General features: G+C 39.9%; 7 protein-coding genes and 1 rRNA gene. 6 read left to right on the forward strand and 2 right to left on the reverse strand.

The window, feature by feature from the left end; all coding sequences use genetic code 11:
• Positions 1–114 precede the first annotated feature (114 nt).
• Entirely contained in the window at positions 115–432 is a 318-nt protein-coding gene (locus FTU98_RS07845) for a hypothetical protein (RefSeq protein ID WP_004976594.1), read from the forward strand.
• On the opposite strand, the gene FTU98_RS07850 is transcribed toward FTU98_RS07845, so the two are convergent.
• Positions 329–1969, reverse strand: a complete 1641-nt coding sequence (locus FTU98_RS07850; protein WP_131261451.1) for a pitrilysin family protein — start codon at positions 1967–1969, stop codon at positions 329–331. The two genes, FTU98_RS07845 and FTU98_RS07850, sit on opposite strands and share 104 nt — an antisense overlap.
• Positions 1970–1981: 12 nt before the next feature.
• Positions 1982–3316, reverse strand: a complete 1335-nt coding sequence (locus tag FTU98_RS07855; RefSeq protein WP_225530726.1) for a pitrilysin family protein — start codon at positions 3314–3316, stop codon at positions 1982–1984.
• A 186-nt stretch (positions 3317–3502) separates the two neighbouring features.
• Here FTU98_RS07855 and ftsY point away from each other — a divergent pair, with 186 nt between their 5' ends.
• The 5 genes from ftsY to FTU98_RS07880 all read left to right on the forward strand — a co-directional run.
• Positions 3503–4609, forward strand: coding sequence for a signal recognition particle-docking protein FtsY (gene ftsY, locus FTU98_RS07860; RefSeq protein ID WP_004976589.1), 1107 nt, complete (start codon positions 3503–3505; stop codon positions 4607–4609).
• 206 nt (positions 4610–4815) lie between these two features.
• The gene (locus FTU98_RS07865) at positions 4816–5502 is read left to right on the forward strand and encodes a nitroreductase family protein (protein WP_154320761.1); all 687 of its coding nucleotides are present in this window, start codon (positions 4816–4818) and stop codon (positions 5500–5502) included.
• Between the two features lie 588 nt (positions 5503–6090).
• Entirely contained in the window at positions 6091–6684 is a 594-nt protein-coding gene (locus FTU98_RS07870) for a nitroreductase family protein (protein WP_004976581.1), read from the forward strand.
• Positions 6685–6878: 194 nt separating this feature from the next.
• Positions 6879–7544, forward strand: coding sequence for a DUF2057 domain-containing protein (locus tag FTU98_RS07875; RefSeq protein ID WP_180050933.1), 666 nt, complete (start codon positions 6879–6881; stop codon positions 7542–7544).
• A gap of 444 nt (positions 7545–7988) precedes the next feature.
• A 16S ribosomal RNA gene (locus tag FTU98_RS07880) occupies positions 7989–8314 on the forward strand; the annotation flags it as partial.

An 8314-nucleotide genomic window follows, 5' to 3' on the forward strand; every position in this document is an offset into this window, starting at 1 on the left:
TGTAGAATTTGTAGAAAAAGGCTCAATTTTTACTGTGACGATACAGTAAAATTGAGCTGTTTAACTTGTACATCTCACAAGGGCATCCTACACTAAGGCGATTAGAGGTAGGTCATGCACAACGCAATTCAAAAAACGATTCAATTTATTTCTCAACTGAAACTCGAGCAAATTTATAATATTGTTGTGCTGAGTATCATTTTTATTATTTTAACTTTAGCAAGTGTTGCGCTTTATCGCCCTGTTGGGGTGCAACAATTTCAAAATGTTGAGCGTTTGTCACAACAATCTATGTATGCCAATACCCAAGACATGGCAGTTCATTTACTCAATCAACGTCCGATTCGTTATGTGCATTATTTAAAGTTGATGCAGGCACATCAAATGGAGCAAGATCGGGCTCAACAACTTCCTGCCTTGGTGCAAGAGTAATTTTTTCTGTTGGCATGTTATTCATATTGTGCGGTGTCGGTGTTAAAGATGTTGGTGCGAGTAAATTGTCCTGCAGCATTTTTACCAATGCGGCTTTATCTAAATGTTCGCTCACAATTACTAAAGTTAAACGATCAGGATGCAAATGTTTGCGAATTGCACGTTGCACATCTTCAGCGGTAACTTTTTCCACTCGTTCTGCATAATCACTTAAATAATTTGCAGGAAGTCGATAAAAACCGATGTGCCCAAGCTGGGCATTAATACTGGCATTGCTGCTGTATTGATTCGGAAATGCACGAATTAAACCTGCTTTGGTTTCTTTTAATTGTTCTAAATTCATAGGTTGTTGTACAAACTGAATTAAGCTCTGGTGAGCGACTTGAATACTATCGAGTAACTGATCTTGGCGCGTAGAATAGCCTAAGCTAAACAAACCCGCTGCTTGGGTAAAACGAAACGAACTGCTAACACCGTAAGTGTAGCCACGTTTTACTCGTAATTCTTTCATCAAAATTGAATTGAAACTGCTGCCGCCCAGCATTTTATTGGCAATTTCTAAAGCCAAATAGTCAGGATCATCCCGTGTAGTCGCAAGTTGTGCAATACTGACATGCGCCTGTTGTGACCGGTAGGGAATATGCTGGATGTTGAAACGTGTTGCAGGTGTAGGTTGTGGCAAAGCTGTTGCTGCAACACCTTGGGCAATATGTGCGCTGATGGTATTGGCAAGTTTTTCTGCTTCTTTTAAGGTTAATTTGCCTGTAATGGCAATGTTCATATTTTGCGCGACCAGAAACTGATCTCTAAATTGTTGTAAGTGCTTTGGTTGAATCCGTTTGATGCTGCCATTGGTGCCTGTAATGGGTTCTGAATAGGCATGTTGTCCGTAAATTGCGCGATATAAGCGAATATTCATTAAACGGCTTGGATTTTCTTGCAGTTGTTTTTGCCCAATTTGTGTATTGCTTTGCACACGCTGGATATTAGAACGCTCAAAAGTTGCATGTTTCAGTATTTCCAGCATCATTTTGACGGCAGTTTGCATTTTCTGCGGATCAGACAGTGTTCTTAGCCGTACCACAAACATATCGCGGTACGCCGTGGTACTAAAACGTGCGCCTGTGGTTTCAAAGGCTGCGGCAATTTCCTCTGCCTTATAACGCTTGGTGCCTTCATCAATCAGTTGGGCTGCCATATTGGCAACGCCAAATAAACCTTTTTCAATTTCTGCATCGCGGGCAGAACCTGCATTAAAAGTCAGTTGGATATCAACCATTGGCAAAGCAGGATTTTCGACAAATAAAGTGCGTACGTGTCGATGATTTTTTAATTCATATACCTGTGGAGCGCGAACATCGACCAATTCATTTACGGCATTTAAACTGTGCAGCAAGCTCAAAGATTGTAAAGGCGTACTTACATCTGTTTCAGCAAAATCATGCGCTGCTCTGGTGGCAGTTTCCATCGCAAAGCCAGCAGAACATAGGCTAAAACTAGTGCTTAAAATAAGCGTGCTGAATAGATGTTTTTTCATGAAAATCACAGTTTAAGGTGTTGTGCTTTGAGGTAATAAATACAAGGTGCTAAGTCTGTCTTTGTTAAAGTAACTTTGCGCAACACGTTGCAGATCCTGGGCAGTAATCGCTTGGAAGTGTTGTGGTAAAACATCGATTAAACGGTGACTGAATCCATTGACTTCCAAATTGCCAATGGTTCGGGCTTGTCCTGCCAAATCATCCTGACTATAAATCCAATTGGCCACAAATTGAGTCACCACGCGCTCAATTTCACTTGAATTGACCAAATCCTGTTTTAGCGTATCCACTTCGTTTTGAATCGCGACCTGTGCTTCGCTTAACGTTACACCTGCTGCAGGCAATGCTGAAATACTAAACAAACTATCCCCACGTTGATACGGGTCATAACTGACACTGACTGAGCTAAGAATCTTATTGTTTCTGACCAAGCGCTGTTCTAAACGTGAAGTAATTCCACTGTCTAACAGTTGTTTGATGATAGTGAGCGCGAAGGCATTTTGAGGATTTTTAGCTGTTGCCAATGAACCGACATTCCAAGCCATATATAAATTAGGAACTTGCACAGTCGCAGACAATTCCATGTGCCGATAACCTAATTGTTCAAACTCCAACACATCATTGCGCGGTGGCGTAGGTGCTTTCGGAATATCTCCAAAATACTTTTGGACTTGCAACAATGCGGCTTGATGATCTACATCGCCCACAATCACTAGAATAGCATTATTGGGGCGATACCATTTTTTGTACCACGCCTGTACATCTTGCAGCTGAATGCTTTGCAAGTTTTTCATGTGCCCAATAATGGGTTGGCGATAATGACTGGTTGGGTAGGCAATCCATTTAAAGCGTTCAAAAGCCAAAGCCCGTGGATTATCATCGGTACGTTGCCGCCGTTCTTCCATTACCACCTTAATTTCAGGCTCAAAGTCTTGTTGGCGAAGTAACAAATTACTCATTCTGTCGGCTTCCAACTCTAAAGCCAGTGGGAAATAAGTTTTGGGATAGAGCTGATAATAATTCGTGTAATTGGTAAAGGTTGCTGCATTGACACTGCCACCATAAATACGACTTAAACGGGTAAATTCATCATTCGGCACCTTGGCTGTACCTTTAAACATCATGTGTTCAAGTACGTGCGAAATCCCAAGTGTATTTCCGGACTCATCGCTACTGCCCACTTTGTACCAAATTTGAGTCATCACCATGGGAGAACGATGGTCTTCACGGATAATGACTTTTAAACCATTGTTGAGTGTGGTTTCAAAAGTGTTATTCGCAGCTAAAACTTCAGCATGGCTAATCGAAGCTGTTAAACCCCAAAGCAACGCACAAACAGACTTCATCGAAAATTGGAACATAAGCAAGTGGAGATCAATCGTTATCGGCTTATCTTTCAGAAATTAAAGCGGAAAGGCAAGGATTGCTGTAGGTATTTTTTGTATGCGGCTATGTGGTTGGAATACGAGGTAAAAGCAATTGGTTTATGTTAGAATCCGATTTTTTAACGCAATGCTTTTCAAGGATTCGGCATGCAACAGCAATCTAATGGGCAAAATAAATTTTTGATTGATGCTGATATCGGAGATGATGATGTCACATTACCGAATTTACCAGCGGTAAATATTCCGATTGTTGAAACAACACCTCTACAACAAGCAGAAACCTCTGAACATGCTGCAGAAACATCATCAGACACGGATGCGCCTGCGAAAGGTGGTTTCTTTAGTCGCATGAAAGAAGGGTTAACCAAAACCCGTAAAAACTTTGCCGATGGCATGGTGAATATTCTGATTGGCGGTAAAGAAATTGATGATGAATTATTAGAAGAAGTCGAAGAACAACTGTTGGTTGCAGATATTGGTGTAGATGCAACGAAAACCATTATTGCCAATTTGACCGAGCGTACTGCGCGTGGCGACTTAATTTATTCACATTCTTTATATAAGGCTTTGCAAGAAGAATTAGTGGCTTTGCTTGCGCCACGGGTAAAACCTTTACATATTGATGCCAATAAAACCCCTTATGTGATTTTAGTCGTGGGTGTGAATGGTGTAGGTAAAACCACAACCATTGGCAAGTTAGCGAAACGCTTACAAGGCGAAGGTAAAAAAGTCATGTTGGCCGCAGGGGATACTTTCCGTGCTGCAGCGACAGAACAATTGCAGATTTGGGGTGAGCGTAACGATGTTGCCGTTGTTGCACAAGGTCACGGTGCAGACAGTGCTTCTGTTATTTTCGATGCGTTTGAAAGTGCGCGTGCCAAAGGCATTGATGTGTTAATTGCAGATACTGCTGGACGTTTGCATAACAAAAGCAACCTGATGCAAGAATTGACTAAAGTTAAGCGTGTGATGCAAAAAATTGATGCGACTGCACCGCATGAAGTGATGTTGGTTGTGGATGCAGGCACGGGTCAAAATGCCATTAACCAAGTTGAAATGTTTGATGAGGCTGTTGGCTTAACAGGCATCACCATCACTAAACTGGACGGCACTGCAAAAGGCGGCGTGTTATTTAACATTGCAAGCCGTAGCCATGTGCCAATTCGCTTTATTGGTGTGGGTGAAAAAATTGATGATTTACGTCCATTCTCAGCCAAAGCATTTGTTGCAGCACTGTTTGAAACTGAAAAATAAGTTTTGAATTAAGTTTTAAAGCTAAAATGTAAAATGCTGTAAGTTTCACACAAACTTCGCAAAATGCGGAGTTTGTTGTTTTTAGCGGGTTTGAGTGTTGTAAAAAGCAGCAGCTAAAAATACGAATGTGAATAAAAGCACTTTCGTCTATATAGAATAAGAAAAAATATTAGATTGATTTTGATTGATTTTTTGGGGAAGTCAAAATGACACTGTTAAATAAAATTGGTCATGTGCTTACAGCAGATATCACGAAAGACTTTAAGCTTAAGAAAAAGCCGAACTATGACGCAAATGAACTGACTTTCATCGATCAATTAAAAAAGCGCCGTAGTATTTATGCTTTAGGAAAACGCGTTCATTTTAGCCAAACTTATATGACCGAGCTGATTCAGGAAGCTGTGCGTAGCTGTCCATCGGCACATCATTCACAAAGTACGCGCGTGGTTATTTTATTTTCTGAATCACATAAAAAATTTTGGAATTTAGTACAGGAAGTACAACGTCAGTTTGTACCAGAGCAGGTTTTTCCAGGTACTAAAATGAAAATCGAACAATGTGCAGCAGCTTTTGGCACGGTATTGTTCTATGAAGATCAACAAGTGATTCGTCAATTGCAAAAGAAAATTCCATTTAATGCTGCAGAATTTCCAATTTGGTCGGAGCAAACTTCAGGCATGGCGCAATTTGCAGTGTGGACAGCATTAGCAGATTCAGGCGTGGGTGCATCTTTACAGCATTATAATCCAAACATAGACCGTGCTGTGGCAGAGCATTTTGATATTCCAGATACATGGTTGTTACGTTCACAACTCGTTTTTGGATCAATTGAAGAAGAAGTAACCGAACGGAGTCATGCACACTATCAAAATCAATTTAAAGTCTATGCTTAAATAACAGCATTTGATGAAGATTGGTCAAATCAGCTTATTATTATGTGCTACAAAGAGCGAACCGCAGCATATTTATATTGCAATAGACTATATCTATAGAATAAAAGGTAATAGGGTCTGTTGACACTTCGTCTATGTTTGCGACGTGAGAGATATATCTCGCAAGGTTTTTTAGCTGATATAAGGCATGAGGCAGGAAATTTAGTCATTCTAAATGACTGACTCATAACGCAATAGCAGCAAAAAATATGCTCGTCCTTCGCTGCGCCTTGCGCTGCAAACAAAGCAGTGCTTGTTTTTGCTCAGGCTGTGGCTAAAACTTTCTCAGATTGCGTTATGAAACTTGGCAATAGTCTCGCTATTCCCTGCGTTTCATGCCTGATTTGCTCAGTTTTAGCCTACAGCGCAAGCCATTTATGAAATGTCAACAGACCCTAAATGCAGTCACATACATTTGTCACTTTATATAACTATAATCGTTCTATACATAAAACACACTGTCGTATTTTTTGTAATGTTTATGCTGAATAAAAAGCTTAATATCGCTGTATCAATTAATTTATACAAAATTCTGCAGAGGAATTAAAAATGTCATTTTTAAATCAATTAGAAAAACGCCGTTCAATCTATGCACTTGGTAAAAATGTTTCTGTAGATCAGGCAACTATTGAAAGTACAATCAAACAAGCAGTTCGTTTAAGCCCATCTGCATTTAACTCGCAAACTTCACGTGTTGTGACTTTATACGGTGCATCGCATACACAATTTTGGAACATCGTTTTAGAAACTTTACATAAAATGGTTCCTGCAGAAGCATTTGCAAACACTGAAGCAAAAATTAATAGCTTTATTGCAGGTTTTGGTACAGCTTTATTTTTTGAAGATCAAGATGTTGTAAAAGGTCTACAAGAGCAATTCCCGCTATATGCAGACAACTTCCCAGTATGGTCAGAACATTCGACAGGGATTGCACAATTCGCAGCGTGGACAGCTTTATCTGAAATCAATGTGGGTGCATCATTACAGCACTACAATCCAATCGTAGATGAAGAAGTTGCGCAAACTTATGACATTCCTGCAAACTGGAAACTACGTGCACAATTAGTGTTTGGTTCAATTGAAGCACCTGCTGGTGAAAAAACATTTATGGATGATGCAGCACGTTTCAAAAGCTTTAACTAAGCTCTAGCAACACATACTGCACAGACAAAAAAGTAGGATGATGATTCATCCTACTTTTTTGTTTCTGGGGGTAGTGATGTGCCTTACAACTTACTTATTCATGTGCAAATGCCTAAACCCATGAATTGTCATAAAACTGTCATTTATACATTGCATAGTGCAATCAAACTTTAATAAACGATATAGAGTGAAATATGGCATTTAAATTAGGCATAGCAAGTATTGCATTGATGGCTTGTAGTTCAGCATTTTCAGCAGTAACTATTGCAGTACCTGAAGAAATTAAGTTGCTCGCTGTAAATGATCAACAAATTCGTTCAGGTTTATTCAGTTCTGCACAGCAAGTGAAAGTCAATGCGGGTGAAAATGTCATTAACTTGCGTTATCAACAATATTTTGAACATCATAATGGTGCGCACGATATTTTAAAATCAGACGTCATTACACTCAAAACCCCAATTCTTCAAGATGGCGAAAACTATCGACTCGCTTTGGTAAATCCACCTAAAGACTTCGATGCTGCAAAAGAATTCAAAGATCAACCAAGCGTTGGTTTATATAATCAAAAGAATCAGTTGCTGGTACAACAAACAGGTGCTAAAGCAAACTCAACTGGTTGGTTAGGTGGTAGTTGGCTTAATAAAACTGTAGATACCACTCAAAATAGTGCTGCGGTCAATCAGCCAGCAGCAGTTTATACCGCGGCAGCAGTGTTGCCATTTGAGAAAACCACCTCAGTAACATTGCCTACAGCAAAACAAACACAGGGCAAAGAGCAACAATTGATTCAATTGTGGCAACAAGCCACTAAAGCAGAGCGACAAAAATTCATGTCATGGCTTGCAGAACAAGCCAATTAATGTTGATTTGCAACCAGCTCTATTGAGCTGGTTGTTTTTTGTTATCGCCTTAAAAGGATTTATTTAAAAACCAATCCAGTAACGTGCGAAAAAAAGACAAATTATAAGAAAAGTGTGATAAAAATATGAAATGCGTCTAAAATTTGGGCGGATGGTGCTTTTTTTGAAAAAAACTAAAAAATATATTGCGTCTATTCAAAAACTGTATAGAATACGCAACACACCAACGCAGTGTTGATTGAATTGGTGCTGTTATTGACGAAATAACAGGAAATCATTAAGAGATTATGAAGAACAACTTGTGTGGATTTTTACTGATTGATTGATCGAACATATTTCATTGATTGATTGGTTTAAATTACTCGAAGTTTATTTGAGCGAAATTTAAGTCAGAAAATTGATGAGCCAGATTTGGAAGTTTAGATTAAAGCTTCAAAATGATTTTAACTGAAGAGTTTGATCATGGCTCAGATTGAACGCTGGCGGCAGGCTTAACACATGCAAGTCGAGCGGGCGAGGTTGCTTCGGTAACTGAGCTAGCGGCGGACGGGTGAGTAATGCTTAGGAATCTGCCTATTAGTGGGGGACAACATTCCGAAAGGGATGCTAATACCGCATACGTCCTACGGGAGAAAGCAGGGGCTCTTTATGACCTTGCGCTAATAGATGAGCCTAAGTCGGATTAGCTAGTTGGTGGGGTAAAGGCCTACCAAGGCGACGATCTGTAGCGGGTCTGAGAGGATGATCCGCCACACTGGGACTGAGACACG

This window comes from Acinetobacter sp. YH12211 (genome assembly GCF_013418015.1).
Lineage (GTDB): Bacteria > Pseudomonadota > Gammaproteobacteria > Pseudomonadales > Moraxellaceae > Acinetobacter > Acinetobacter towneri.

Excerpts from the sequence above, each read along its gene's own strand:
- FTU98_RS07845 (WP_004976594.1), top strand. The coding sequence starts at position 115 with ATGCACAACGCAATTCAAAAAACGATTCAATTTATTTCTCAACTGAAA.
- FTU98_RS07850 (WP_131261451.1), bottom strand. The coding sequence starts at position 1,969 with ATGAAAAAACATCTATTCAGCACGCTTATTTTAAGCACTAGTTTTAGC.
- FTU98_RS07855 (WP_225530726.1), bottom strand. The coding sequence starts at position 3,316 with ATGAAGTCTGTTTGTGCGTTGCTTTGGGGTTTAACAGCTTCGATTAGC.
- ftsY (WP_004976589.1), top strand. The coding sequence starts at position 3,503 with ATGCAACAGCAATCTAATGGGCAAAATAAATTTTTGATTGATGCTGAT.
- FTU98_RS07865 (WP_154320761.1), top strand. The coding sequence starts at position 4,816 with ATGACACTGTTAAATAAAATTGGTCATGTGCTTACAGCAGATATCACG.
- FTU98_RS07870 (WP_004976581.1), top strand. The coding sequence starts at position 6,091 with ATGTCATTTTTAAATCAATTAGAAAAACGCCGTTCAATCTATGCACTT.
- FTU98_RS07875 (WP_180050933.1), top strand. The coding sequence starts at position 6,879 with ATGGCATTTAAATTAGGCATAGCAAGTATTGCATTGATGGCTTGTAGT.